20 protein-coding genes and 1 pseudogene are annotated in these 25137 nt (G+C 71.6%); 4 read left to right on the top strand and 17 right to left on the bottom strand.

From position 1 onward, the window contains the following. Nucleotides 1-336: 336 nt before the first annotated feature. The 4 genes and pseudogenes from AAFX79_05135 to AAFX79_05120 all read right to left on the bottom strand — a co-directional run bounded on the left by AAFX79_05135 (nt 337) and on the right by AAFX79_05120 (nt 5104). On the bottom strand, nt 337-1854 hold the full coding sequence (locus tag AAFX79_05135) for an alginate export family protein (GenBank protein MEO1007927.1): 1518 nt from the start codon (nt 1852-1854) through the stop codon (nt 337-339). Between the two features lie 50 nt (nt 1855-1904). Continuing rightward, nucleotides 1905-2330, bottom strand: a complete 426-nt coding sequence (locus tag AAFX79_05130; protein ID MEO1007926.1) for a hypothetical protein — start codon at nt 2328-2330, stop codon at nt 1905-1907. Nucleotides 2331-2562: 232 nt separating this feature from the next. Further along, nucleotides 2563-3288: pseudogene (locus AAFX79_05125) on the bottom strand (carbonic anhydrase family protein). Nucleotides 3289-3436: 148 nt separating this feature from the next. Beyond that, a complete protein-coding gene (locus AAFX79_05120) occupies nt 3437-5104 on the bottom strand; it encodes an MATE family efflux transporter (GenBank protein MEO1007925.1) in 1668 nt (555 codons plus the stop codon). Nucleotides 5105-5581: 477 nt separating this feature from the next. Between AAFX79_05120 and AAFX79_05115 the strand changes: the two genes are divergently transcribed. Continuing rightward, the gene (locus tag AAFX79_05115; GenBank protein MEO1007924.1) at nt 5582-6961 is read left to right on the top strand and encodes a S8 family serine peptidase; all 1380 of its coding nucleotides are present in this window, start codon (nt 5582-5584) and stop codon (nt 6959-6961) included. A 23-nt stretch (nt 6962-6984) separates the two neighbouring features. Here the strand turns inward: AAFX79_05115 and AAFX79_05110 are convergent, their stop codons facing one another. The 4 genes from AAFX79_05110 to AAFX79_05095 are packed head-to-tail and all read right to left on the bottom strand — an operon-like array spanning nt 6985 to nt 10370. Next, the gene (locus AAFX79_05110; protein ID MEO1007923.1) at nt 6985-7659 is read right to left on the bottom strand and encodes a prepilin-type N-terminal cleavage/methylation domain-containing protein; all 675 of its coding nucleotides are present in this window, start codon (nt 7657-7659) and stop codon (nt 6985-6987) included. After that, nucleotides 7656-8360 carry a hypothetical protein gene (locus AAFX79_05105; protein MEO1007922.1) on the bottom strand — a complete coding sequence of 235 codons (705 nt, stop codon included), beginning with the start codon at nt 8358-8360 and terminating at the stop codon, nt 7656-7658. Before AAFX79_05105 ends, AAFX79_05110 begins: the two co-directional genes overlap by 4 nt. A 50-nt stretch (nt 8361-8410) precedes the next feature. Next, nucleotides 8411-9604 (bottom strand): PQQ-dependent sugar dehydrogenase, encoded by a 1194-nt coding sequence (locus AAFX79_05100; protein MEO1007921.1) that lies wholly within the window; start codon nt 9602-9604, stop codon nt 8411-8413. Nucleotides 9605-9626: 22 nt separating this feature from the next. Continuing rightward, nucleotides 9627-10370: an aquaporin gene (locus tag AAFX79_05095; protein MEO1007920.1), complete on the bottom strand. Its 744-nt coding sequence runs from the start codon at nt 10368-10370 to the stop codon at nt 9627-9629. Here AAFX79_05095 and AAFX79_05090 point away from each other — a divergent pair. Continuing rightward, entirely contained in the window at nt 10369-12063 is a 1695-nt protein-coding gene (locus AAFX79_05090; protein MEO1007919.1) for a hypothetical protein, read from the top strand. The two genes, AAFX79_05095 and AAFX79_05090, sit on opposite strands and share 2 nt — an antisense overlap. 44 nt (nt 12064-12107) lie before the next feature. On the opposite strand, the gene AAFX79_05085 is transcribed toward AAFX79_05090, so the two are convergent. The 3 genes from AAFX79_05085 to AAFX79_05075 form a co-directional block, all read right to left on the bottom strand. After that, a complete protein-coding gene (locus tag AAFX79_05085; GenBank protein MEO1007918.1) occupies nt 12108-14159 on the bottom strand; it encodes a VWA domain-containing protein in 2052 nt (683 codons plus the stop codon). Then, the gene (locus AAFX79_05080; protein MEO1007917.1) at nt 14156-14833 is read right to left on the bottom strand and encodes an RlmE family RNA methyltransferase; all 678 of its coding nucleotides are present in this window, start codon (nt 14831-14833) and stop codon (nt 14156-14158) included. The genes AAFX79_05085 and AAFX79_05080 overlap by 4 nt, the downstream gene beginning before the upstream one ends. Nucleotides 14834-14921: 88 nt before the next feature. Beyond that, nucleotides 14922-15263, bottom strand: a complete 342-nt coding sequence (locus tag AAFX79_05075) for a hypothetical protein (GenBank protein ID MEO1007916.1) — start codon at nt 15261-15263, stop codon at nt 14922-14924. An 84-nt stretch (nt 15264-15347) separates the two neighbouring features. Here AAFX79_05075 and AAFX79_05070 point away from each other — a divergent pair, with 84 nt between their 5' ends. After that, complete coding sequence (locus tag AAFX79_05070; protein ID MEO1007915.1) at nt 15348-15719, top strand: hypothetical protein; 372 nt, start codon at nt 15348-15350, stop codon at nt 15717-15719. Between the two features lie 13 nt (nt 15720-15732). On the opposite strand, the gene AAFX79_05065 is transcribed toward AAFX79_05070, so the two are convergent. Further along, complete coding sequence (locus tag AAFX79_05065; GenBank protein ID MEO1007914.1) at nt 15733-16353, bottom strand: DUF1801 domain-containing protein; 621 nt, start codon at nt 16351-16353, stop codon at nt 15733-15735. Between the two features lie 123 nt (nt 16354-16476). Here AAFX79_05065 and AAFX79_05060 point away from each other — a divergent pair, with 123 nt between their 5' ends. Next, nucleotides 16477-17133 (top strand): nitroreductase family protein, encoded by a 657-nt coding sequence (locus AAFX79_05060; protein MEO1007913.1) that lies wholly within the window; start codon nt 16477-16479, stop codon nt 17131-17133. 24 nt (nt 17134-17157) lie between these two features. Here the strand turns inward: AAFX79_05060 and AAFX79_05055 are convergent, their stop codons facing one another. From AAFX79_05055 to AAFX79_05035, 5 genes are read right to left on the bottom strand one after another with little or no spacing between them, the layout of a single operon-like run. Beyond that, nucleotides 17158-19023, bottom strand: a complete 1866-nt coding sequence (locus tag AAFX79_05055; protein ID MEO1007912.1) for an ABC transporter permease — start codon at nt 19021-19023, stop codon at nt 17158-17160. Further along, entirely contained in the window at nt 19020-19952 is a 933-nt protein-coding gene (locus AAFX79_05050; GenBank protein ID MEO1007911.1) for an ABC transporter ATP-binding protein, read from the bottom strand. Before AAFX79_05050 ends, AAFX79_05055 begins: the two co-directional genes overlap by 4 nt. Continuing rightward, a complete protein-coding gene (locus AAFX79_05045; protein ID MEO1007910.1) occupies nt 19949-22060 on the bottom strand; it encodes a hypothetical protein in 2112 nt (703 codons plus the stop codon). The genes AAFX79_05050 and AAFX79_05045 overlap by 4 nt, the downstream gene beginning before the upstream one ends. Then, nucleotides 22057-24171 (bottom strand): VWA domain-containing protein, encoded by a 2115-nt coding sequence (locus tag AAFX79_05040; protein ID MEO1007909.1) that lies wholly within the window; start codon nt 24169-24171, stop codon nt 22057-22059. Before AAFX79_05040 ends, AAFX79_05045 begins: the two co-directional genes overlap by 4 nt. Beyond that, complete coding sequence (locus AAFX79_05035; protein MEO1007908.1) at nt 24168-25121, bottom strand: DUF58 domain-containing protein; 954 nt, start codon at nt 25119-25121, stop codon at nt 24168-24170. The genes AAFX79_05040 and AAFX79_05035 overlap by 4 nt, the downstream gene beginning before the upstream one ends. Between the last annotated feature and the right edge of the window lie 16 nt (nt 25122-25137).

Genomic DNA, 25137 nt, shown 5'->3' with positions numbered 1-25137 from the left:
CGCGTTGATCGCATACATCGAGAGCGGCAGGCGCGCGACCGTGATCGTGTTGTCCCGCGTATCCGCGTGCGGTCGATCCGTGGCGGTGTTCTGTGTGGCGAGCGCGGTCAGGCCCAGTACGAGCAGCTTGAGCATCTGCGGCGTCCTTTCCAGAGCGACACCTGCGTGGCGGTCCGGTGTCGTTGTGCGTGGTCGACTCGGTCCAGAATCGTGATACGGTTCGGCCGAAGCCGATTCTCTGGGCATGTGTCGCCCGCAACATGCAAGAAACGAGGCCGATGCGATCTCATGTTGTAGGAATAGGGGTATTCATGCGTGCAGTGGGCCCGACGCCGCTCAGAAGCGCACGGTCGTGGACGCGTAGGCGAACACCGACGTGTCATCGTCGGGGGCAGCCGGGGCATTGCGGGCGAAGTCGCCCTTGAAGAGGATGGCGGCGCCGGCTTCGAGTTGAACGCTGCCCGGCACGAGTTCGTAGCGGACGCGGACCTCGGGCAGGGTGCCGAGGGTGCGGCCCGAAGCGCCGGTGGGGTCCTGCAGGCCGGCGAAGGGCCAGGCGTCGCTCGAGTCGGCCAACCAATACCAGCGCTGGCCGATGTCGATAGAGAGCCGCTCGGTGGGGTCGGTCTCGACGCGGTAGCCGACGGCTATGACGTTGCTGGCGCCGAAGGGGCCGAAGGTGCCGGTGGGTCCGAAGTCGCCGCGGCGGGAGCCGAAGAGCTGGTCGAAACGGCCGTTGTCGCCATCGTCGGGGTCGCCGTCGCCGGTGGCGAAGTCGAACTCGAGGGCGAGGCGGGTGCCGCGATCGGTATCCGGGCCGGCGGTGGCGAGCGTGTAGCCGACCTCGGCGTGCGTGTAGAAGGCCAGGTGGTTGAGGTCGTCGGTGGATGACGTCGAGAGCCGCGAGGAGCCGAACTGCACGGCGGCTTCGAGTTCGGCGTCGGCGTAGCCCGGCGTGGGCCGGGTCACGATGCGGCCGCCGAGGGTCGCGAGGTTGCGGTTGCGGGTGGGCCGGCCGGTCGAATCGTCCTCGAGCAGGCCGTAGGCGAAGGCCTCGGCCGCGGCGGCGGCGATGAGCCGGCCGGGCTCGCGGGCCTGCGGCTCGCCGAGCACCGGCAGCCGGGCGTACACGCCGAAGAGCTGCACGTCGATGTCCTCTTCGTCGAGGGCGACGCTGTTGTCGAGCAGCGCGTCGAGGTTGCCGGGGCGTCGGAGGCTTGGCAGCGTCCAGAAGGCGCGGAGTCGTTCGCCCCGCGCACCGTCGACGCCCGCCAGCACGCCGGTGTAGGTCTGGAAGGCGTTGCGGAAGTTGTGGCGGGCGATGAGGCGACCGCTGCCCAGGTCGAGCGTGAAGCGGCCGGCCTGCACGAACGACTCGATGCCGAACGGGCTTGCGTCGTCGCCGAAGCGGAGGCGGCCGAAGGCCTGGACGATCTCGGCGGGGTTGACGGCGGTGCTGCTGATGGCCGAACCCTCGTCGGCCAGGGCCTGGCGGGTATCGACGAATTCGACGACGGCCTCGGGGCCGAAGCCGCCCACGCCGCCCTCGGCGGCGCTAACGGTGAGCTTGACGCGGGTGCGGAAGAAGAAGCCCTGGTCGCTGCCGCTGCGGCCTGCGCGGAATCGACCCTCGAGGTATTCGTAGCGGGTGCGGTGGTCGCCCTCGATGGCGATCCAGGCGGGGAGTCCGAGGGCGGATTGCACCCGCCAGGGCCGGGCGGGCTCGTCCACGACGAGGGGCGGGATGTCGACGGGGGCAACGGGGGCTGCGTCGGCGGCCTGGTCACCATTGCCGGCGGCCGCCTGTGCGGACGCGATTGCGCAGCACGCCCCTCCGGCGAGGGTCGTGAGCATGGCGAGATGGTGAGGACACGCGGCCATGCCGCACGGTAGTTCGCGGGGCATCACGCGGGGGTGGTGCGGGCGGCATCCCCAACTCGGCCGATGTGGTCGGCCCTCCAGGCGGCGCCGCATTCGGGGCAGAGGATGCAACCGTCGGGATGGGATGCGAGACCGCCGAGGTCGTAGCGGCACGATGGGCACTGGGCGCGATCGAGCGTCTTGAGCGCGGCTCGCGCGTACCCCGTGCAGCGATCGAGCATCGCCTTGATGATGAGCGCCACGAAGAGCACGCCGACCAGGACAAGGGTGACCATGACGGGTAACAGCACGACCGCTGCCACGAGCAGCAGCGATCCTCCGAGGATGGCGATTCCCCCCCGCGAGCTGAGCCGCGTTGGCTCGACGTCGGGCGCTGTGGCCGGCGGATGAAGAGGAATGCGCTGGCCGCGGTCATCTCGGCCGCGAAGCTTGATCAGGTGCGTGCTCATGCGCCCGGTGCTATTCATTCGGCCCGCCGGGTGGCTCCGCGTTCGCGGCAGGTCGCAGGGCTGGCCGCGATTGTCGATGGAGGAGTGGGGCCCTTGGCATGTCCCGGGAGGCCGAACATCGCGACATGATACACCAGAACGCCCGGACTCGTGCTGGTGCGCGAGGCCGGGCGAACTAGCTAGCTTGGAATGGGCCCGCGTGCCTGCGCACGCGGCTCGGATGCAGTCGGCCCTAGCTGTCGAGCCATCGGACGCGGCCGGTGCGGATGTCGTAGACGGCGCCGACGACCTTGAGGTCGCCGTCGCGGACCAGGCCGGCGATGACGTCGCTGTCGCGCTGGATGTCGGCGACGGTGCGGCGGACGTTGGCCTCGATCACGCGGTCGACGAGGGGTGCGTTGGCGGAGCTGCGCTGCTCGCCCGTGCGGACCGACTCGCGGACGGCGGGCTCGATGTTGGCCAGCGTCGCGGTGAGGTTGCCCAGCTCGGCTTGGTCGATGGTGCCCTTGACGGCGCCGCAGCCGGTGTGGCCCAGCACGACGATGAGCTTGGCGCCGGCGACCTTGGTGCCGAACTCGAAGCTGCCGAGCATGTCCTGGTTCTCGAAGTTGCCGGCGACGCGGCCGACGAAGATGTCGCCGATGCCCTTGTCGAAGACGACCTCGGGCGGCACGCGGCTGTCGAGGCAGCCCAGCACGATGGCCTTGGGGAACTGGCCGGTGGAGGTGGCCTCGGCCTGGCCCAGCCAGTCGTAGGTGTGGCCGTCGCCGCGGAGGAACCGCTCGTTGCCCTCCTTGAGCTCGGTGAGCACCTCGTCGGGGGTCAACTCGGCCTGCCGGTCGGCGGTCATGACCTCGTCGAGCTCTCCGGAAGTGGTGCAGCTTGCCATCGGCAGGCCCGCGAGCGCGACGAGGGGCAGGGCGAGGGCGGCGGTCCAGGTCTTGGTAAGCATGGATCGTCTCCTTGGGTGCGATCGACTCGGTGCGAACGTCCGGCCACGCGGACGAGCAGAGGATGGAAGCGCGGCGGCTGATCGGCAGCGCGTCCATTAGGGGCGTTCCTAATGCAACGCGGGTCGTGTGCGTCCGGGCCGGGCGTCGCGGCCGCTAGACCTCGAGCTTGGTCCAGGTGCCCTGGCCGAAGCGGACGGTGAAGACGATGCCGCGGATGATCAGCTCGCCGCACATGGCGATCCACATGCGTGTGAGGCTCGGGTCCCAGCCCATGAGCTCGCCAAGGGGGTTGGGCAGCTCGGTGCCGTCGGGCAGCGGGATGCGGACGCCCGAGACGAGGTAGGCCGCCGGCAGCCGGACGCCGTAGGTGGTGAACCAGGTCAGGCCCATGACCACTCGAACGTCGCCGACGCCGCGGAGTGCTTGGCGGAAGACGATGGCCAGCGCGAAGGGCACCTGGATGAAGCCGCAGACGTAGAGCAGCGGCGGGACTTGCCGGAGATGCTCGGGCACGGGCGTGAGGGCCCGGGTGATCTCGTGGGGGAAGAGGATGAGCGCCACACCGATGAGGCCCATGATGGTCGAGGCGATCGCGGCGCAGATGATGACCGCGCGGATCGCGTGCCGCGGGCTGCCCGCACCCAGGTACTGGCCGGCGAGGGTGGCGGCGGCGATGCCCATCGAGAAGCCCGGCAGGAAGCTGAGCGCCTCGATGCGGATGGCCCACATGTGCGAACCGAGCGTGCCGGCGTTGCTGAGGACCTCGCCCGCGGCGTCACGGATCGCGATGTGGCCCACCATGAAGACGACCATGAAGTTGCCGGCCCACATGCCCATGGTCTCGGCGTAGTTGGGCAGGCCCAGGCGGATCAGCCGCCTCGCGGTGTGCCAGTGGGGGCGGAGGCGGCGGAGCTTGAGGCGGATGCCCCAGGTGCCGCTGAAGGCCATCCACAGGATGATCGCGGCGCCAACGCAGTCGCCCAGCACGGTGCCGAGCGCGATGCCGACGATGCCCATGTCGAAGCCGAAGGGGTTCTCGAGCAGCACCGTCCGCATGATCTCGCCGTCGGTGGCCGTCGCGGCGATGGAGATGTCGACGCCGCTGAGGGCCCAGCTCGCGATGATGTTGACGATGTTGCGGGCGATCATGGCCCACAGGGGGCGGACCGAGTCGCCCGCGCCGCGTGCGCAGGCGATGCCGCCGAAGAGGATGCCGGCGGTGGGCACGAAGGCGGCGATGATCAACATGTAGGCGCGGAAGGCCTCGGCCCCCTCGCCCTCGAGGCCCATGAGGTCGGGCAGGAAGAGGGTGGACAGCGCCACGATGCCGCCGACGAGCGCCCCGATGATGACGCACAGCAGCAGGCACTGGCCCAGGGCGGCATTGGCGACGCCGGTGCGGCCCTTGCCGATGCTGCGGCTGATGATGGCGGTGGCGCCGGTGCCCAGCGCCATGATCGCCAGCCCGATGAACCACATGATGAAGCTGGCGGCGCTGATGGCGTCGACGGCCTGCACCGCGCTGGCGGCGCCCTCGACGCTGTCCATCTCGCTGGTCAGCAGCGTATCGGTCAGGCCGACCAGGGCGTTGAGGGCGCTCTCGACCAAGATGGGCCAGCTGAGCACCCAGATGGCGGCGGCCATCGAGAGGCCCTTGAGCCGGCCCGAGCGGAGGCGGCCCTGCTCGTCCAGGCCCCGGGCGTCGTCGGCGGGCTGGCGGAGGATGTCGACGATGCCGACGGCGTTGCGCCAATCCAGGGCCGCGCTCAGGCGGGCGAGGCGGCCGGCGTGGCTTGCTCGGCGTGGTCGATCCGTCGGCATCAAGGGGCATCCTGCTCGGCGAGAGGTGAGCCCGGATGGTAGCGGCACGGCCGAACTCGTAGCCGCCACGTAACCGTCTGACCCAGCAGGCGCATACACACCGTGGGCAGAGTGCGCGGCGGCCGTTCTGGTGGCCGCGGGGCTCGAGGAGGCAACATGGTGGCGATCGATTGGCGTTGTGCGTGCGCGCTCGCATTGGGCGTGGGCCTGGGCGGATCCGCCGGGCAGGTTCTCGGACAGGCGGCGCTCCAGCCGCGCGAGCCGATCCGCGTGTCGCTCGCCGCAGATCGACCGGCGGAGCCCCACCGACTCACCGTGAAATTCCGTGATGGCGTACTTATGCGGTCCCGGGGCGGCGCGCTCGCGAGCCTCGCAGGCGCGAACCTTGGAGGCTTCCGCGCGGCCCTTGGTGTCGCGGCGGGCGCCGGCGATGCCGTCATTCGCTTCGAACCGCTGATTGATCTACCCATTGCCGAGTTGGCAAGGCTGGAAACAGAGGCGGCGGATCGCAGCGGCCGAGCCCAGCCCGATCTGGCGGGAATCATGGTGGTCGAAGTCGACGACGCGGCCATTGCGGATGTGGCCCGGACGCTGCAGGCCTCTCCGCTCGTCGAGTACGTGTACTACGAGCGTCTGGGCATGCCGCCGCCGGGGACGGCAGCGTTGGGGCCGGTTGCGGGTGCTGGCTTCGCGGCCGGCGGTTCGCCGGGTTCGGGCGACGGCTGCTCGGATCTCATGCCGCTGACTCCGGACTTCCGCGGCTTCCAGGGATACCACGAGGCCGATCCGGGGATCGACATGGTGTCGGCGTGGGCGCACCCGGGCGGCCGGGGCGAGGGCGTGCGCGTCGCGGATTGCGAGTACTGGTTCCGCGAGGGTCACGAGGACCTCTGCGGCGTGATTCCCGAGCCGGGGCACACGCCGGACCCGGAGATCTTCGTGCTGGGCTGGGAGGAGCACGGCACCGCGGTGCTCGGGCAGATCACCGGCGGCGACAACGGATACGGCGTCACGGGGCTGGTGCCCGACGCCCAGGCGTTGTTCTTTCCCGAGTGGACCATCGAGGGCGGCAGCCGCCGGATCGGCGCGATCTCGAGCGCCATCGGCGCGGTGGACGCCGGCGACGTCGTGCTGCTCGAGATGCAGACCGTCGGCCCCGGCGGCGACTTTGCGCCCGCCGAACTCGACCCGACCGTCTGGGTCGTGACCCGCGTGGGTGCCGACCGGGGCGTGATCATGGTGGCGGCGGCGGGCAACGGCGCCCAGGACCTGGATTCGCCCGCGTACGCCGGGTACCGCGACCGCGGCGACAGTGGGGCGATCATCGTCGGCGCCGGCAGCCCGGACCGCCGGCACGACGCGCTCTTCTTCAGCACCTTCGGCAGCCGCGTGAACGTGCAGGGCTGGGGCAGCAACGTGTTCACGACCGGCTACGGCGACTTCGCCCGCCCGGGCGGCGATCCCGACCAGGGCTACACCGGCTTCTTCGGCGGCACGAGCTCGGCCTCGCCCATCGTGGCGTCGGCGGCGGCGTCGCTCCAGGGCATCGCCAAGGCCCGGGGCGCGCTGCTCTCGCCCGAAGAGATGCGGGACCTGCTCGTCTCGACCGGCGTGCCGCAGGGCGCGGGCGGGCACATCGGCCCGCTGCCCGACATGGCGGCGGCGATCGACGCCCTGCTCGCCGGCCTCTGCGCGGCGGACTTCAACGGCGATGGTGCGCTGGACGCGTTCGATTTCTTGGAGTTCCAGGCGGCCTTCGACGGCGGCGACGCACGGGCGGACATCGACACCGACGGATCGCTGACGCTGTACGACTTCCTGGCGTTCTTCAACGCGTTCGAGTCGGGCTGCGGCTGAGCGATCCGAGAGGTGGACGTCGGCTAGGGCAGCGGCTCGAGCCAGCGGGGATCGACCTCGGTGGCTGGGCGCGCCGAGCCGTCGAATCGGACGGCGTGGAAGGCGCGGCCGTCGGCGTGCCAGAAGCCCAGCCGCTGCTCGACGTGCGCCTGGTTGCGGAAGTCGAGGACGCTGGCGGTCCGAGTCGGCGGCGGCAGCCCGGGGGCGGGCTCGAGCTGCGCGGCGTCCACGATGAGTGGCGTGGTCGACGGTTCGGCGACGAGGTCGAAGTTGATCGAGGTGACGCCGGCGTCGTAGTCGTCGCGGTCGCCGGGGGCGCCCGCGTGCCCGGTCGCGTTCATCGCGTAGGTGCGGGTCATGCGTTCGGCGGTCTGCGCCTGGCAGGCGGGGCAGACGAGGACGCTCTCCTCGTTGTAGATCTCGCCGGGATTGGTCCCCTGCCCGCCGTTGGCCTCGAACTGGACGACCAGGGCCCAGTTGGGCGTGCTGCCGTAGGGCTGGCCGATGGCGGGGCCGCGGCCGCCGTAGGCGTCGGCGTACTGCGCACAGATGAGGTAGCTCTGGCGGAGGTTGCTCAGGCAGAGCGTGGTGCGGCCGGCCTCTCGGGCGCCGGCGAGCACGGGCAGCAGGATGCCCAGCAGCAGCGCGATGATCGCCACGACGACCAGCAGCTCGATGAGGGTGAAGGCGGCTCTCACACGGGGGTTGTAGGTGCGACGTCCGAGCCGCATTCCGGGCAGCGGGAAAGGCCGGTGGCGTCGTAGTGGCAGGTGGGGCAGTGGTTGGGGGGGAGTCGTCGCGTGCGGAACGCATCGAGCCAGCGGGCCACCCACAGATCGGGACGGCCTCGAATCGTGCAGTACACCAAGAGTGTGAGTGTGAGTGCGGCGAGCAGGCTTCGTATGTAGCCAGCTGGAAGAGCGTGTTCTCTTGAGTACTCGCCCGACTCGAGCATCTCTATGAGTAGGTGTAGATCGAGATCGCGGCGGCTCCAATTAGCCCACTCTGGCGCATTCCTTGAAGCGGCGAGCAAGGCCATCTCCATTTCGTTGGTCGGTGGATCTTTCTCGTCCGCGAACGGATTGCGAAATGACAGCTCGCAGTTGTATCTGGTCGGATGGTACAGCCCGGTCGTCCTTGGCCCATCGACGTAAGCTTGCGTTTGATAGAACTCAGTGTCAGCGAACACGGCGTTGTGGGGAAAGGGCGGCATCCAGTAGAAGCCAAGATCGCCATCCCGGCGCTCGAAGTGCCCCGCAAGCGCATTTCGAAAGCGAGTACTCGTTGCGGCATCCTCGTGTGTTGCACCGAGGACGACCGACTTGACGTGCGATCGCGACTTGCCATTGACCGGGATCGTGAGGAAGTCGACGACGAGCAAGGCTGCCAGCGCAGCCACCAGGGCCGGAGAGCCGAACCATCGCGCTCGCGGACCGGCAAGGCGCACCCTTACTCCTCCGACGGCACCAGCCGCAGCAGCTGGCCTTGCTGCTCATCGGTGAGGACGTAGAGGAAGCCGTCGGGTCCCTGGCGGACGTCGCGGACGCGCTTGCCGATGGGGATGGTCTCGATCTTGACGACGTCGTCGCCGTCGAGGTCGACTCGGCGGATCTGCTCGAGGATGAGCCCGCCGGCGAAGAGGTCGCCTTGCCAGTCCTCGAATTGGTCGCCCGTGTAGAACGCCAGGCCGCTGGGAGCGATGCAGGGCGTCCAGACGACATCGGGCTGGACGCCGCCCTCGAGGGTGGTGGTGTCGCTGATGCGGGGGCCGCGGTACTCGCGGGAGTAGGTCGCGAGCGGCCAGCCGTAGTTGGAGCCCGGCGTGATGCGGTTGAGCTCGTCGCCGCCGCGGGCGCCGTGCTCGGTGGCCCAGATGGTGCCGGTCTCGGGGTTGCGGGCCATGCCCTGGATGTTGCGGTGGCCGTAGGTGTAGACGGTGGCGGCGATGCCCGTGGCGCCGTCGCCGACCGCAAAGGGGTTGCCATCGGCCGGCGTGCCGTCATCGTTGAGGCGGAGGGTCTTGCCGAAGTGGTGGTCGAGGGACTGGGCGGTGTTGCGGATCCAGTCGTCGCCGAGCCGCACGGGCGGGTTGCCGCCGTCGCCGATGGAGACGAGCATGGTGCCATCGGGCAGCCAGAGGATTCGGCTGCCGAAGTGCTGGCCGCCGCGCTTGTCGTGGGCGACGCGGAAGATCTCCTCGAGGCCGTCGATCCGCGGGCCGCCGTCGGCGTCGAGCGCGAGCGTGCCGCGAGCCATGATCGTGCGGTTGGCCCGGGCCGTGCCGCTGGCGTAGGTGAAGTAGACGACGTTGTTGGTCGCGAAGTTGGGGTGCAGCGCGACGTCCATCAGGCCGCCCTGGCCCAGCGGGGCGGCGGGGGGCGCGCCCTCGACGTACTCGATGTCCGAGCCGTCCACGAGCAGCACGTTGCCGGGGCGTTCGGTGATGATCTGGCGGCCGTCGGGCAGCCAGGCGATGGCCCATGGGTGGTCGAGGCCGTCGAGCACGACCTCGATGGCGTAGCCCGTGGCGTTTGGGGTCTCGCCGGTGATCGGCACCGGGCCCTCGATGGGCTGCTGGGCGCAGGCGGTGGCGACGGAGGCCAGGACGGCGAGGGCGACGGGTCGGATGGCGTGTCGGTTCATGCCGCGATTGTAGATTGGGCGGCTAGATTGAGCGGTTGGGATCGACCCTGCCCAGCACGCCGTACACGAGGGCGGCGGCAAGCGATCCGGTGATGGGGCCGACCCAGTAGGCCCAGTGCATGGCCCAGTACCCGTAGAGGGCCGGGCCGAAGCTGCGTGCGGGGTTCATCGAGGCGCCGGTGAGCGGGCCGATGGAGAGGATGCAGACGGCAACGATGCCGCCGACGACGAGGCCGCCGACGATGGGATTGTGCCAGCCCTTGCCGCGTCCATCGACGATGACCATGAGGATGGCGTACATGAGGGCGAAGGTGGCGAAGAACTCCAGCCCGAGCACGGCCAGCACGTCGCCGGCCTCGGTCCGCGTGCCGATGGTGGCGCCGGCGGTGGCGGCGCGGACGGGCTCCTCGCCGATGAGCAACACCAGCATGCCCACGCCGCAGGCGGCGGCGAACAATTGCGTCGCGATGAAGCTGGCGGCCTTTATGAGATTCTGCTTGTTGAGCGCGAAGAGCGCGAGCGAGACCGCCGGGTTGAACTGCGCACCCGAGACCGGCAGCATCGCGGTCACGAAGACCACGAGGACCAGGGCGTGGGCGAGAGCGATGGTCAGCAGCTTGCCGTACGCGTACCCGTCGGTCTCGGGCATCGACGCGACGACGACCGAGCCGCAGCCGAAGAAGCACAGGGCGAACGTGCCCAGGAACTCGGCGAGCAGGGCCGGCGCGACGCGTCGGAGCCGGGCGACCGGGAGGGGATTGGCCATGGCCAAGCATCGCGGGTTCGGCGGGCCGTGGCAAGCCTGGCTGGTCGCGATTCTGCCGCTGGTGCTGGCGGCGTGCCAGGCCTCACCCGGCGTCGGACCCCGGCCGGTGCGGCCGATGCTCGCCGTCGAGCCAGGCGAAGTGCTGGTGGCGGAACTGGAGCTGACGCCAGATTCGTCGGCGGCCGCCGAAGACGCATCGACTGCGAGCCTGCGGCTGGCCGATGGGCGGCAGATCCCCGCCCGCATCGCGACGATCGCCGCGACGCGCGACGATGCGTCGTCGGGCTGGCTGGGGCCGGCGTACCGGTGGGGCGGCTCGACGCCGGGCGCAGGCGTGCCGATGCTGGTCGCTGAACTACCGGGGGACGCGCTCGGCCAGGCGGTCTGGTTCGAGGGCCGGCGGCTGCCGATCCGCTGGTTGCTGCCGTCAGACGCCGCGAGAGCGAGCGCTGTACCCGTGCGGGGGCCGGGGCCGGATGCGGCCCGTGCGCGATTGCTGGCGTCGCGCGCGATGCCCGAGTTGCTGGATCCGCGGCTGCGGTGGCGGGCGCGGCTCGCGATTGCGCGGCTCGATCCGTGGACCGCCGACGAGGCGTCGCTCCCCCTGGCCGATCCGCTCGCCGCGGCGTGGGCCGAGCAGTGGGCTTCCCGGTGGCGGTCGGCGCACGCGCGGCTGCGGCGCGCCGACCCCGCGGTCGCTCGCCGGCTCGTCGCGGCGCTCACCGGCGTGGTCTCAACCGAGGGCGGCCCGCTGCCGGCGTGGCCCCAGGACGTGGGGGCGATCGACGACCTGCTCGACGACATCCTGCGCCGCGGCGCGGACGACGCGTCGGTGGTGCGTGCCGCGCGGCGGTACCTGTCGGCGGCGGAGGCCTGGGTCGCGTGGATCGATGATGACGCGGGCGGGCCGGTTGCGGGCACCGTGCGTGTGGCCAATACGGGCGGGGCTCCGGCGCTGCTGTCGCTTCGGGCGCCGGGCGGCGACTGGGTGGCGCACGGCATGGTGCGGCCGGGCGAGGTGGCCCGTGTGGCGCTGCCCCCCCCGCCGGTCGAGGGTGCCGCGGCGGGCGTGTGGCGGGTCCGCTTCGCCGGCGAGGTGCGCCGGCTCGCCGCGGGTGCCGGCGCGGCGCCGATCGAGCCGCCGGGGTTTGCCGTCGGCCCGTTCTGGTTCGATTGGACGTGGCCGAGCCTGCGGGCGCAGCGGGCGCGGGCGCCGAGGGCGGGCGATCCCGGCTGGGTCGGCGGGCTGGTGCATCGCGATCCGAGGCCCGTGCTGCCCGCGGGGGCGAGCGGCTGGGTGGTGCACGTGCAGGTGGATCGCCCGGGCTGCGCGCTCTCCCGCGAAACGCGCGGCGGCTTCGACCGCGTCCGGATCTCCTTCGGGCCGGCCGGGGCGCCCCGCGGCGTCGTCAGCGTCTGGTGCACGGGCGTGACGACCGCGTCGCTCGGTGCGGTCCGGCAGCAGGCCGCCGTGGTGCGGGGCGATGGGCAGTGGTCGCTCTCGCTGCCGATCGATCCGGCGTGGCTCGAGGACGACGGCACCATGCTGCTGGGCATCGAGTCGCTGCCGCACGACGGGCCCCGGCTGTCCTGGCCCCGGCCGCAGCTGCCCGGCGTGGATGCGGTTGGGCGGGTGCGGCTGGATCCGTCGGGCTGGGGCGGCGGGCTCGGCGTCGCCGTCGGCGGGAATTAGTGCGACAGGGGCACCGCTGGCGCGAGAACTCGCTCGACACGAACTCAGCTCGAGAGTGCCCGGGCCGAGAGGAACCACTCGATCGCGAGGATGGCCAGGGCGGCCAGCACGAACCAGTGCCATACGTCCCGCTCACCGCCGTCGCCCGCCTGCGGACCGATGCCGCTGGCGGCATCCTCGCTCTCGAACGCAACCCCCGCCGCGAGCGCGCTCTCGCGCGGATCGAGCAGATTCACGGCCAGGGCCCGCTGGTCTCCCGGCACGGGGTCGACGAGCGTGTAGACCCCGGCGCGCGGTATCGCGCCGAGGCGGGGCGTCGACACGGGCGAGCGGAACTGCCGAACAAGCCGCGTGTCGCCGCTACCGCCGCCGGCGAACTCCACGCGGTCCCTTGGTGACGAGAGGCGGATGGAGGCGGCCTCGCTCGTGCGGAAGGCCACCGCGGCGTCACGCATGCCGCGGAGGGCCAGGAAGTCGACCGCCTCGGCGAGGAACAGCGGGAAGCTGACGAGCCGGGGCCAGGACGACTGGGCGAGCTCGAAGCCCACCCAGATGCGGCGGAGGCCGCGATCCTCGACGAGGACGATCAGCGGGCCGCGCTCACCCGTCGCGAGCGTGGTCACGCCAGCGCTCGGTCCCGGCTCTGAGTCCCCATCCGGCTCGTTCTCGATCATCAGCGGCTCGGCGACGACGAGCTGGTCGAGGGCGAGGTCCCGCATCAGCGGATGCGTGCGGCGCCACGAGACCACGCGCGTCAGCGGAAGCGCACCGGGCGTGGCCGCCCCGATCGCCAGACCCGGTACCGGTGGCGGGGGACCGAAGTGCATCGAGGGGATCCGTGGCGGGCGATCGGGCGCCACGCGATCGAATACGACGACGTCGAAGGGCGGGGTTTCGCGACCGGCGGCGAGCTGTGCCCAGGTCGAGGCGCGGACGACGCGGAGCGCGCCGAGGTCCATCTCCTCGAGTACGGCGGCGATGAGCCACGCGGGCCCGGGCCGCTGCGGATCGATGATGCCGCCGTCGGGGATCACGAGCACGACGCGGGGGCGGCCGGCGGTGCGGAGCCAGAGCGAGGCGGCGTCGTCGGCGGGCAGCAGGTCGCCGCCGGGCAGCAGCAGCGACAGCACGCCCTCGGAGGGTGCATCGATGGTGAGGTTGACCGTCGCGGTCGCGTCGCGGGCGTCGCCCTCGGCGGGCGGCGAGAGATCGACCGATCGCTCGGCCACCACCTCGCCGTCCAGGGCCGCACGCACGAGCGTGGGCCGCATCGCGCCGCCCACGGCCTGCACCCGCGCGAACACGCGGAGGCTCGCGGGGTCGTCGTAGTCCCGCCGGGCGCTGGCGGCGACGATCGCGGCGTTGCCGACGCCCGCGAACGCATCGCCCAGTGGCACACGCTCGCGCTGCACCACGATGTTCGCCGGCAGCGGATCGCTCGTCGTGGGCAGGTCGCCGTCGGTGACCAGCAGGACGTCGAGGCGGCGGGGGCCGGCCTCGGTCTCTTCGGCATCGAGCGGCAGCTGGTCGCCGCCCGTGGCGGCCTCGATCAGCTCGGCGAGGGCGTCCATCGACGCCGGCTGGTCGGTGGGCTCGGCGGCGTCGAGGGCCGCCCGCAGCACGCCGCGGTTGGCCGTCCAGGGCGTCAGCGGCGTGGCCTCCTGCGCGAGCGACACGAGCATGACCTGCCGCGCCGAGCCGCCGGCGAGCAGCTCACCGAGGCGGTCGCGGATGCGGTCGCGGGCGGCATCGAATCGGGTGCGGGGCTCGCCGTCGTCCTCGGCGTCGCTCGAGCCCATCGATGCCGAGGCGTCCAGCACGATCATCAGCCGCGAGCCGATGGTGCCGGGGATCGCGGGCCGGGCAAACGCGAGCAGCAGCAGCAGCAGCGCGAGCAGCTGCAGGAAGAACTGCGCGTGCGGCCGCACGAGCCGCCAGGGGATGTTGCCCTGGGCGTCGCGGACGGCGGCGTCCCAGAACAGCGTGCTGCTGATCCGCACGGGCCGGCGGCGGAGCTTGAGCAGGTAGAAGGCCACCAGCGTCGGCACCGTGATGGCGCCGGCGATGATGCCGGCCAGCGGGGCGAGGAAGGTCACGCCTGCCAGCCCTCGCGCGGCTCGGGTGGCGGGGTGGCGACGCCGCGGGGCCGCACGACCTGCTGCGCCGCGGGCTCGAAGCCCCGCGCGACGACGTACATCTCGCTGGAGACCTCGCGGGTGGCCCTGGGCTTGATGCCCCGGCAGTACGAGAACGCGCGTGCGGTGCGCGCGACGAGGTCGGGATAGGTCTCCCCCTCGAACACCTTGTAGCAGAGGGCGCCGCCGGGGCGGAGCAGCTCGCGCAGCCGATCGAGCACGGCCTCGCACAGCCGGACGGACTTGTAGTGGTCACCCGCGCCGCTCGTGCTCGGGGCCATGTCACTGAGCACGGCGTCGAAGAGGGCGCCCTTGCCCCGATGCCGGACGACCGGCGCAAGCATGTCGGCGGCTGGCATGCGGGTCACGTCGCCGCGGAGGGTTTCGACGCCGGGCGGCAGGCCCGCGCGGACGGCCTGGAGGTCGACGCCCACGACCAGACCGCGGGGCCCCACGATCTCGGCGGCGACCTGCAGCCAGGAGCCCGGGGCGCAGCCCAGGTCGAGCACGGCGTCGCCCGGCCGCAGCAGGCGGCGCTTCTCCTGGATCTCGCGGAGCTTGTAGGCCGAGCGTGCCGCGTAGCCGTCGGCCTTGGCCTTCTTGAAGTACTCGTCGTGCAGCACGCGCCGCGGCATGCAGCAGGGTAGTTCGGCGGGGGCGGCCGTCCCAACGAGCCCCGCGATGGCGGGGAAGCCGCCGGACTCTCCGGGATAGGCGTAGGACCTACAGCACCTTGTCGAAAGCGCTCTTGCCCTGCATCTCGGCGCCGCAGTAGAGGCACTTCTGGTGGCGGATGTTCAGCCGGCGTCCGCAGGCCTGGCAGTCCATGATGGCGACTCGCATCTTGCCGTCCGCCTGGCCGTCGGCAAGGTCGAGGGCCTCGACGCGGGCGATCAGCTCGTCCTCTCCAACCCTGGCCTTTTCGCTGAGGATGGACCACATGGCCATGTTGATGAGCACGAGCTGGTCGATGCGGTCCTCGAGGCGGCGGATCTTGGTTGCCGCCGCTCCCGAGCCGCCGCCGCTCCGTGGACCGTCGCCGCCGTCGAAGATGTCTCCGAGCATCACGCCTCCCCTCGATCGCCTCGTGGCCGTCGTGGACGCCGATTGTAATGCAGCCGCAGGTCCCGCCGGCGGGTATGGTGGGACATGGTTTTGGACGAGGCGCGGCACATCCAGCGGGTACGCACGACGCGAGCGGCCGTGCTGTGGGGTCTGCGGCTGCTGGCGGTGCTCTTGCTGGTCGCGGGGGGGTACCTCGTGCTCGCGCGGCTGGCCTTCGGCCTGATGCTGGGCAAGCTGAGCCTCGGGTGGAACATCTACGTCGGCGTCGGCGAGGGCCACTCCATGAGCCACGGCGTGGCGATGCTCGCCGTGGGCGCGGCGCTGGCCGCGACGGCCGGCATCCTGAGCCGATGGATCGTCGCGGTGCCGGACGTCGGCTGCCCGCGGTGCCGCTACACGGGCGAGTCGACGGCCGAGGGCCTCTGCCCCGAGTGCGGCCTGGGGCTCCGCGGCTAGGCCCGCGGGACCGCTAGCCGCGAGACCGGCGGGCGGGCGCCTTCTTCCGGCTCGTCTTGGCCGTCTTCTTGGATGTGCGCTTCGATGCCGACTTGCTGGTCTTCTTGGTTGCCTTCTTGGCCGTCGTCTTGGTTGTTCGACCTGCCGTCTTCTTCGCCGCCGCCTTCTTGCCGGGGTGCGTGCCGCCGAAGTGGCCTTCGTAGGTCTCGATGAACTCATCGGCCGTCACGCGCCTGACGAGTTCGCCCACGACCCCCAGCGGCACGTCGTCGAGGGTCTTGACGCGGATGCAGGCCTTGCCCATGTCCAGCTTGGTGCCGGTCTTCTTCCACGCATCGACGAACCAGTTCTTGACGTCCTCACTCTGGTACACGCAGAAGAAGTAGAAGCCGACGTGGTTCTTCTGGTTGCCGATGCCCGCGAACGGCAGCGGCTGCTTGGGGTCGCAGTGGTAGCCCGGCGGGTACACCGAGTGGGGCACGAAGTAGCCGATCATGCCGTACTGGATGCCCTCCCTGAGCTTGGGATCCAGGTTGGCCTTAATCGTCTTGCGGACCGCCTGGATGAGCTTCTTGCGCTCCGGCGGCAGCGTGGCAAGGTACTGGGCGATGGTGGTGGGCTTGATGTCCGCCATGCGGGGAGGGTAGCGATCGGGCGGTGATCGATGCGGGGGTTCGTCCTCGGGTTTGGCGCGGCAACCGCCGGAGATGCCGGGCATCCTGTCGCCGGCGGCGGTTCGTCCGGGTCATAATCACGCATGGCATCCGACCCCGAGACGTTCATCCCCCTCGACCCCTACACCCCCGAGGAACCATCGCTCGAGGCGGCTCGGCGCTTCGCCGACGTGATGGATCGCCGGCGGACGGTGCGGATGTTCAGCGATCGGCCGGTAGACCGGGCGGTCATCGAGCAGTGCATCCGGGCGGCGGGCACCGCGCCCAGCGGAGCGCACAAGCAGCCCTGGCGGTTCGTGGCCGTGGGCGATCTCGAGGTCAAGGCCAAGATCCGTGCCGCTGCCGAGGCCGAGGAGCGGGAGTTCTACCAGCGGCGCGCGAGCGAGGAGTGGCTCGAGGACCTGCGGCCCTTCGGCACGGACGAGCGCAAGCCCTTCCTCGAGATCGCGCCGTGGCTGATCGTGGTGTTCAAGCTCGCCAAGACCGATGATGGCGGCCAGGTGTACTACCTCAATGAGTCGGTCGGCATCGCGACCGGCATGCTGCTGGCGGCGCTGCACCATGCGGGGCTCGCGACGCTGACGCACACGCCCAGCCCGATGGGCTTCCTCAAGGACGTGTTGCAGCGGCCCGACCACGAGCGGCCCTTCCTGCTGATCCCCGTGGGCTATCCGGCGGACGACTGCGTCGTGCCGAAGCTGCAGCGCAAGGGCCTCGACGAGATCATGGTCGTGGCGTGAGCCGCGTCGCCGGCCCGGCTCGCCCTAGCTCGAGCGTCCCGCCCAGCGGTTGAACCGCCAGATCGCCACGAGCGTGGCCGCCACGCCCAGGCTCGCCATGATCGCGGCGTTGGCCAGCGCGAACGCCGTGAACTCCAGCGGCCGGACGTCGCGTTCGGACCAGGCTAGGTCGTACCGCAGGAAGTAGCGATAGGCGTCGTTCTCGGCGACGCCGGTCATGGCGGCCTCGGCGAGGACGTAGAACGGGTTGCTGATCTGGATGACGCCGCCGAGCGCCTGCGTCGTGTCGTAGTCCATGCCGATGAGCTGCACGCACAGGCCTACGCAGATGGGCAGCGCGACCCACAGGACCAGCGGCAGGCCCAGGTTGAGCACCGACGCGGTCGTGCCGCGGCGGCACAGCAAGCCCAGCATGGCGCCGGTGCCGCTGAGCATGACGATCGCGCCGCCGACCACCAAGAGCGCGTGCAGCGCGCCGATGGGGTGGAACCAGCCCGTCGCCATCACGAGGACCAGGTGCATGCCGACGACGGCGGGCAGCAGCCACATGCGGCGGATGGCGCCCAGGGCCTTGCCCAGCACGATCTGGCTTGGCGTCACCGGCGTGGCAAGCAGCACGTCCCAGTTCGATCCGTCCCGCTCGGCGGCGAGGCCGGCGGGGGCCGAGAGCGCCGTCTGGGCGGTCACGGTCAGCAGCAGGATGATCAGGGCCGTGGGCGTGATGCCAGTGTGGCTTATGCCCGCGGTGACGTACACGATCAGCAGGATCGACACGCCGATGGCGCCGGCGGCGAAGGTCTGGTTGGGGCCGCCCAGCGCCGATTGCCGCAGCTCGCGCCACAGCACGGGGCGGTCGCCGATGGTCCTCGCGTCGCGATCGCGGGACGGGGCGGCCCGGGGCCGACTGCGTTGGCGGCGTTTCGCGTCGTCCGGTTGCTCGCGGGTCCGTCGCCTCATCGACCAGCCGGCCTCTTCGCCCATCTCGCGGCGGAGCGTGCCCCGCAGGATGTAGATCGCCAGCAGGACCAGCGCCAGCGACCACGCGAGGTTGTACGCGATGCCTAGCAGCCAGCGGTCGCGGAGCTGGGCCACGCTGGTGTAGCCCAGGTCCTGGGCCAGCTCGGGGATCACAAGCAGCATCTGCGTGAGCGGCGTGACGGCGCGAAGCTCGGGCAGCCACCTCGGGTCGAGGCCGGTCAGGTTGATGAGCATGTGCCAGCCGATGGGCCCGGCGACGATGAGCACCGTGGAGCACAGGGCGAAGAAGACGACGGTGGGCGTCCGCGTGTTCCAGATCGAGAACAGCAGCGACACCGACGCCGCCAGGATGCCCAGGGACAGCGCCAGCGCGGTGGAGGCCAGCACCGCCTCGGCCTCGATGCCGCCGAAGACCCGCAGCGCCAGCAGCATGGGGGTGGGCAGCAGCACGAGGATGACGAGCTGCACGGTGCGGGCGCCGAGCTTTCCGACGACCAGCCCGCCGCTGCCCAGCGGGGTGGTCAGCAGCGTGGCGAGGGTGCGGGTGCGTTTTTCGTCGGCAATGGCGCCGGCGGTGAGTACCGGCGCGATGAACGCCAGCATCGCCATCTGGCCGATGGCGACGGCGGCGAGCATCGCGGGGGCGATGTCCTCGAGCTGGTCCTGCCGGCTGGCGGCGCTGCCGCCTGCGCCGTCCCACGTCGCCAGGAAGATCAGCGTCGTGAGGCCCAGCAGGGCGAGCGCGTACAGGCCGCGGACCAGGTAGGGTGCGCGGCGGCGGCCGATCGCCTGCACCTCGCGCTGGAAGATCGGGCCCACGAACAGCCGGCACGCGAGGTACGCCCACCGCGCGGGCGCGAAGCCGCCGGCGGCGGGGGTGCTCCGATCGGGGGCGTCGGCACGCTCGCTCACTGCACGGTGCCCTTGGTCAGCCGTAGGAAGGCATCCTCGAGCTTGACCTCCTCGGGCCGCATGGCGGCGATGCGGCCGCCGGCGCCGCTCAGCCGCTCGATGAGGAAGTGGCGGCCCGAGGTGTCGGCCGCCAGTTCGACGACTAGCTCGCCGTCGGCCTCGCGCACGCGGGCGACGCGGGGGTCGTCGCGGAGCACGCCGACGGCGGCCTCGGGCGGCAGGCCGTCCTCGAGCGCGATGCGGATCCGCTCGCCCCCGCCGGCGCGACGGTAGGCCTCCTCGATGGAGCCGGCGTACAGCAGCGCGCCCTTCTCGATGATGCCGATGGTGCTGCACAGCTCGGCCAGCTCGCTGAGGATGTGCGAGCTGATCATCAGCGCCTTGCCCATGCGGCCCAGCTCGGCGAGCAGCGTTCGCATCTCGATGCGGGCCCGCGGATCCAGGCCGCTGGCGGGCTCGTCGAGCAGCAGCACCTTGGGATCGTGGATGAGCACGCGGGCGACGCCCAGCCGCTGGGTCATGCCGCGGCTTAGGCCACTGACGGGCGACCGCCGCTTGTCGGTCAGGTCGGTCAGCTCGAGCACGCCGTCGACGACCGAGCGCCGCTTGCCGCGGGGGACCTCGAAGGCCGATGCGAAGAACTGCAGGTACTCGTCGACGGTCAGGTCCTCGTACACGCCCAGGAAGTCGGGCATGTAGCCGATGATGCGGCGGATGTGGCGGCCGTCGCGGTGGATGTCCAACCCGTCGATGGTGGCCGATCCCGAGTCGGGCCGCAGCAGGCACGCCAGGATCTTCATGGTGGTGCTCTTGCCCGCGCCGTTGGGGCCGATGAAGCCGAAGACCTCGCCCGCGGCGATGTCCAGCGTCAGGTCGTCCAGCGCGAGCACGCGTCCGTATCGCTTGGTCAGCTTGCGGGCCTCGATCATGGGTCGGCTCCGGAGGCGGCGTCGCCGCGCACCGGGACGGCGATGCGGCAGATCGTGTGCGTCAGGTGGCGGGCGTCGCCCGCGTCGATCGAACCGGGCTCCTCGTCACGCAGGTGCAGGTGTACGACGGCCCACCCGTCGTCGTCGCTCAGGGCGTCGAGCGCGGGCGTCCTGGTCGAGGCGTCGGGCAGGCCCAGCAGTTCGCCCGGTCGGCTCAGCCCCCGGCTGAGGGGTTCCTCGGGCCGCCACCATCGACTCGAGCGCTGCTCATCGGTTCGGGGCGTCCAGACGCGGGGGGGCCACTCGCTCCAGGCCGACGCCGCGGGCGTGAAGACCAGGTCGCGTCCGTTGTTCGCGGGCGTGGTGCGCTCCAGGTCGCACCAGCGGCCGCCGGTCCGCACCGCGGCGTGCAGCAGGCGATCGGCGTCGATGCCCGACAGCCGCAGCCGCAGCGCGCCGTTCTCACGGGTGACCTCGGCCGACGCGGGCGTGGCGGCGACGCCCTGCTCGCGAAGGGTCGTCAGCGTCCAGATGCCCGAGCGGATGGGCTGGGGCCAGAAGTAGCCGCCCGCGGTCGGCCGCATCCGGAACCCGCCCGTCGCCGATCCGCGCGCGACGCGGTACTCGTAGGGGTTGGCCTGCGGGCTGAGCCACAGCGGCCGTCCGCGGTCGGCCGGCTCGATCGACCGCGGCTGGTTGAGGAACACGCCCGCCATGCCCTGGACGCGGGCGACGCCCGCGGGCTGGTGCACGTCGACGACCCGCAGCCGGGTGACCAGCGTCGGTCCGTCGCGGACGAGGGACGGCATCCAGTACGCGGCCACCGACGCGACGCCTATCCATGCGAGCGAGGTGAGCCACCACTTCGACGTGGCGTGCAGCCGCCGCAGCAGCAGCCGATCGCCGAGGCCGACCATGACCGCGAGCCCGAGCACCAGCAGGAAGATTGCGCCGGCGATGCCCAGCCCAACGGGCGGCACCTCGCCGATCTTGTCGTACGCAAGCAGCGTGGCGCGTTCGTCGCGCGTGGGTCCGTAGTCGCCGAGGGCCGCCTGATCAAATCGCTGCGCCCGGCCCGACTCGAAGACCGTGCGGAGGACGCCCCGCCACGCGTCGATCGAAGCACCCCGCAGTCCGTCGTCGGCTAGGAAATCCGGGTCGTAGGCCGAGAGCACCAGCCATCCCATGCCGACCGGCCCGCTGGCGTAGACCCATCGGCCGCCGCCCAGATCGCCCTCGCCGGTCCAGCCCGCGGGCAAGGGCGACAGGCGGATAGGCCGGACAAGCCGTGCCCCCTCGATGCCCGGCACGGCGGCGTCCTCGGGCTGGCCGATGGACAGCCCCTCGGGCCGCAGCGGGCCCAGGATTGCCTCGATGTTGAGCTCGTCCGCATTGGCGACGACGAGGCATCCGCCGCCCGCGAGCCACTCGCGCATCGCCCGCAGGTTCGGCTGCTCGAGCGCGAGCCCCCGCTGGCCGTCGACAACGAGGGCATCGAGGCCGTCATAGGCGATGGCGTTGCCCGGGATCCACGGCGCGCCGCCGATCGTCCGCGGGATGGCCGACGAGACCGTGACGCCGATGTCGGTCAGGGCGGTGCGGAGCGAGGGGCTGGCAACGGCGTGCATCACCGAGGCCGGCGTGGTCGCGGTGAGACGGATGGTGCCCTCCTCGCCCGTCCGCGTGTATCGGGATCCGGCGATCGGGCGGCCGCGGGCGTCGACGAACTCGATCGAGAGCTCGAAGAGTTCCTGGGGTATCCACGCCGCGAAGGGCACGATGGTCTCGCGGCCCGGCGTCGTCGCCGCCGGCGTCTCGAAGATCATGGTCTCGTCGGCCGACACCGGCACTCGGAGGCGGAGCACGCCCTGCACGGGATCGTCGCCGCCGGTGAGCACCGCGCGCACGGGCGCCCACGCACCCCCGGGCAGCACACCCGCGTACCCGATGTCGAGCAGCACGGTGACGGGGCTCGCGAGCTGCGCCTCGACTGCGTCGCCGGCCGTGCCCGTCGATTCGTCGGCCGGCGTCGAATCCTGCCCGCGCGTCGGGCCGCACGCCAGGACCAGGAGCGCCGCCAGCAGCGCGACCGTCCGAAGGCCGATCACAGCTGCACCTTGCGGTTGTACACGTACCACTCGACCATGAGGATGGCGAGTGCGCCGACGAGCAGCCAGGGCCACACGGGCTTCGGCGCGCGGGCGGCGGCCCCGCCCGCGGTGGCGCCCTCGATCTCGTTGGCGCGGATGGTCAGCGTCGCGGCCGTGCGGATGTTCGACTCGCCGCCGTCGAGCAGGCTCACCGCGAAGCGGCGGCGGGCGTCGCCGTCGACCGATTCGTCCGCGGGTCCCGGCGGGCCGTCCCAGCGCAGCGCGTACAGGCCGGCGTCGGCGAGCGATCCGACGACGGCGCGGCCGGTCGGGTCCACCGGGATCGCCAGCCGCTCGCCGTCGGGCTTGACCAGTTGGGCCGACTCCACGCCGCGGGGCAGGACCTCGATGCGCGTGTCGCCCGGGCGGCTGGCCCGCAGCGCATCGCCCGGGCCGCCCTCGGCCACGTAGCGGACGGCCTGCCCCAGGAACACGATGAAGCTGGGATCCAGGCCCCACGTCGATTCGGCCACGCTCCACGGCACGCAGACGACGCGGGTGCGGGCAGAGTCGAGCGCGACGATGGCCGGCCCCTCGCTGGTCGATGCGATGACTGTGCCGGCGCCGCCCTCGGGCAGCTCGACGGGCCGCCCCTCGAAGATCGAGACGCCCGAGAGCGTGAGGCCCCGGAGCGTCGGATGGTCGCGGAACCAGTCGACGATCTCGGTCGGGCCCGTTGCGCCCAGGTCGGTGAGCCCCTCGGGCCCGGCGGGCACCGCATCGAACACAAGCCAGCCGCCCTGCGGCAGTCCGAAGGGCGCGGCCTCGGGCGGCTCGGGCAGCCAGCCATCGAGCACGACGGCATCGAAGCGGGCGAACGGGTCGCGGATGCCGGCGAAGCCCTCGGGCGTGAAGACCTCGACCCGTTCGACGGGCAATGCGCCGAGCCCCTCGCGGAGGAACAGGTTGCCCCGCGTCACGAGCGCGAGCCGCAGCCGCTTGGCGCCGGGCAGCACGACCCAGGCGCGGTCGTCGCGGTCGAAGGCGTCGGGCGCCAGGCCCGAGCCGTCGGCGATGCGGGCCTCGATGGTGGCGCCGCGCGCCCGCTCGATGCGGAACTCCAGGCCTCCAGTCGCCGGCGATAGTCGCTCCTGGGCCCGGCCGAACTCGTCGCTGGTCGACCGCATCTCGGCCGGCGGCAGCGTGACGCTGCGGGCGGCGGCCGACACGCCGTCGATCAGCAGCTCGACCGCGACGGTGCGCTCGGCCATGGCGGTCGATTGCAGACCGACGAGGATCGAGACCTCCTCGGGCGTGCGGAGTTGCCGCTTGGCGTCGATGGCGGTGATGCCGACGTTGCCGGCGTCCTCGTCGCCGATGGCGACGTACTCGATCACGTCCTCGGGGTGCAGATCGACCTCGCCGCCGCCCTCGACTCCGCCGTCGCTGTAGACGTGGATCGTGCCCACCGAGTCGGGCGGCAGCTCGACGATGCCGCCGTCGCGCTCGTCGACGCGGGTGCGGCGGGGCGCCTGGGCCCGCACGAGCCGCAGGGGCTCGTCGATGAGCGACCTCGCGTCGCTGGGCTCGATGGACTCGATCGCGGCGCGGAGCAGGCTGCGGTCGCTCGTGAACGGCTGCACGACCTCGGCCGTGTTGTCGAAGGCGACGACCATCGCCTCGTCGGCCGAGCTGTCGCCGCCGAAACCGGAGAGGATGCCCGGCTCGCGGAGCGATTCGACCAGCTCGATGGCGCGGCGCTTGGCTTCCTCGAGCCGCGTCACGCCCGGCAGGCCGTCTCCGTCGATGCCGTCGAGGGTGCGCATGGAGGCGCCGCGATCGATGATGATCGCGTGGCGGCCCCGCGTGGCCCGCTCGCCCTCGAATTGCGGCTGGGCGAGCGCGATCAGCACCGCCGCCAGCGCAAGCAGCTGGAGCAACAGCAGGATGTTCCGACGCAGCTTCTGGAAGGGCGCGTTGGCCTGCAGATCCTGCACGGCCTTCTTCCACAGCAGCGTGGAGCTGATCTCGACATCCCGCCGACGCAGCTTCAGGAAGTACAGCAGCAGCAGCGAGGGGATGGCGATCGCGGCGGCGATGCCGGCGAGGGCGGGGGTGAGCCAGGTCATCGCAGCACCCCCCGCTTGCGGAGGTAGTCCATCAGCAGCGTGTCGATGGGCGTGTCGCTGCGGACGCCCAGGTGCGTGATCTCGCGGGCGGCGCAGAACAGGCGGGCCTGCCGCATGTAGGCCTCGACGACCTTCTTGTACCGCTTGAGCAGCGGGGCCGAGATGGTCACCTCGGCGTGGTCGCGGTCCTCGACGTCCCGCAGGCGGAGGTCGCCCGCGACGCCGCCGGCGGCATCGGGCTCCAGCTCCTGCGGGCTGAGCACCTGGAGCACGACGAGGTCGTAGCCGCGGCCGGTCAGCAGCCGGAGGCCGTCCTCGTAGCCTTCCTTGATGAGCAGGTCGCTGAGCACGACCATCACGCCTCGGCCGGTCCGCGAGAGGGCGATCCGCTTGCAGGCCTCGGTGAAGGGCAGGTCGCCGCCGGGCTCCAGGCTGCACATCCAGCGGCCCAGCTCGTGCACTCTTCGGCGACCGCGCAGGTTGCGGACGGAGGTCAGCACGCCCGTGCCGTCGCCGTTGTCGTCCTGCGAGCTCGCGATGGCGGTCGCGCTGACCCGGTTGAGGTTGACCAGCCCGATGTAGCCCAACGCCATCGCCGCCCGCTGCATGAACGCGAACTTGTTCGGGCTGCCGCAGTCGGCGGATCCGCTGCAGTCCAGCACCAGGTGCAGCGAGAGGTCTTCTTCCTCCATGAACAGCTTGAGGAAGAGGCGGTCGAGGCGGCCGTAGATGTTCCAGTCGACGTGGCGGAGGTCGTCGCCGGCGACGTAGGGCCGGTGGTCGGCGAACTCGACGCTCTCGCCGCGCTTCTTGCTCCGCCGCTCGCCTTGCAGCTTGCCGCGGAAGATCTTGCGGCTGTGGATGTCGACGCGCGACAGCTGCGCCACGAGCGCGGCGTCGAGCAGGTCGTCGACGGTCTGCGGGCGTTTTGGGTTCTCGGTGCGCAGCATGCGTGGTTCTTCGGCT

The organism is Planctomycetota bacterium, from assembly GCA_039819165.1.
Classification (GTDB): domain Bacteria; phylum Planctomycetota; class Phycisphaerae; order Phycisphaerales; family UBA1924; genus JAHCJI01.
The sequence above is the reverse complement of the archived record's forward strand: the minus strand, read 5'-3'. Positions and strand labels throughout refer to the sequence as shown.

Bases quoted from the DNA above. Each gene is read 5' to 3' on its own strand.
- AAFX79_05135 (MEO1007927.1), bottom strand. From the start codon at position 1,854: ATGCTCACGACCCTCGCCGGAGGGGCGTGCTGCGCAATCGCGTCCGCA.
- AAFX79_05130 (MEO1007926.1), bottom strand. From the start codon at position 2,330: ATGAGCACGCACCTGATCAAGCTTCGCGGCCGAGATGACCGCGGCCAG.
- AAFX79_05120 (MEO1007925.1), bottom strand. From the start codon at position 5,104: ATGCCGACGGATCGACCACGCCGAGCAAGCCACGCCGGCCGCCTCGCC.
- AAFX79_05100 (MEO1007921.1), bottom strand. From the start codon at position 9,604: ATGAACCGACACGCCATCCGACCCGTCGCCCTCGCCGTCCTGGCCTCC.
- AAFX79_05090 (MEO1007919.1), top strand. From the start codon at position 10,369: ATGGCCAAGCATCGCGGGTTCGGCGGGCCGTGGCAAGCCTGGCTGGTC.
- AAFX79_05095 (MEO1007920.1), bottom strand. From the start codon at position 10,370: ATGGCCAATCCCCTCCCGGTCGCCCGGCTCCGACGCGTCGCGCCGGCC.
- AAFX79_05080 (MEO1007917.1), bottom strand. From the start codon at position 14,833: ATGCCGCGGCGCGTGCTGCACGACGAGTACTTCAAGAAGGCCAAGGCC.
- AAFX79_05075 (MEO1007916.1), bottom strand. From the start codon at position 15,263: ATGCTCGGAGACATCTTCGACGGCGGCGACGGTCCACGGAGCGGCGGC.
- AAFX79_05070 (MEO1007915.1), top strand. From the start codon at position 15,348: ATGGTTTTGGACGAGGCGCGGCACATCCAGCGGGTACGCACGACGCGA.
- AAFX79_05065 (MEO1007914.1), bottom strand. From the start codon at position 16,353: ATGGCGGACATCAAGCCCACCACCATCGCCCAGTACCTTGCCACGCTG.
- AAFX79_05060 (MEO1007913.1), top strand. From the start codon at position 16,477: ATGGCATCCGACCCCGAGACGTTCATCCCCCTCGACCCCTACACCCCC.
- AAFX79_05050 (MEO1007911.1), bottom strand. From the start codon at position 19,952: ATGATCGAGGCCCGCAAGCTGACCAAGCGATACGGACGCGTGCTCGCG.
- AAFX79_05040 (MEO1007909.1), bottom strand. From the start codon at position 24,171: ATGACCTGGCTCACCCCCGCCCTCGCCGGCATCGCCGCCGCGATCGCC.
- AAFX79_05035 (MEO1007908.1), bottom strand. From the start codon at position 25,121: ATGCTGCGCACCGAGAACCCAAAACGCCCGCAGACCGTCGACGACCTG.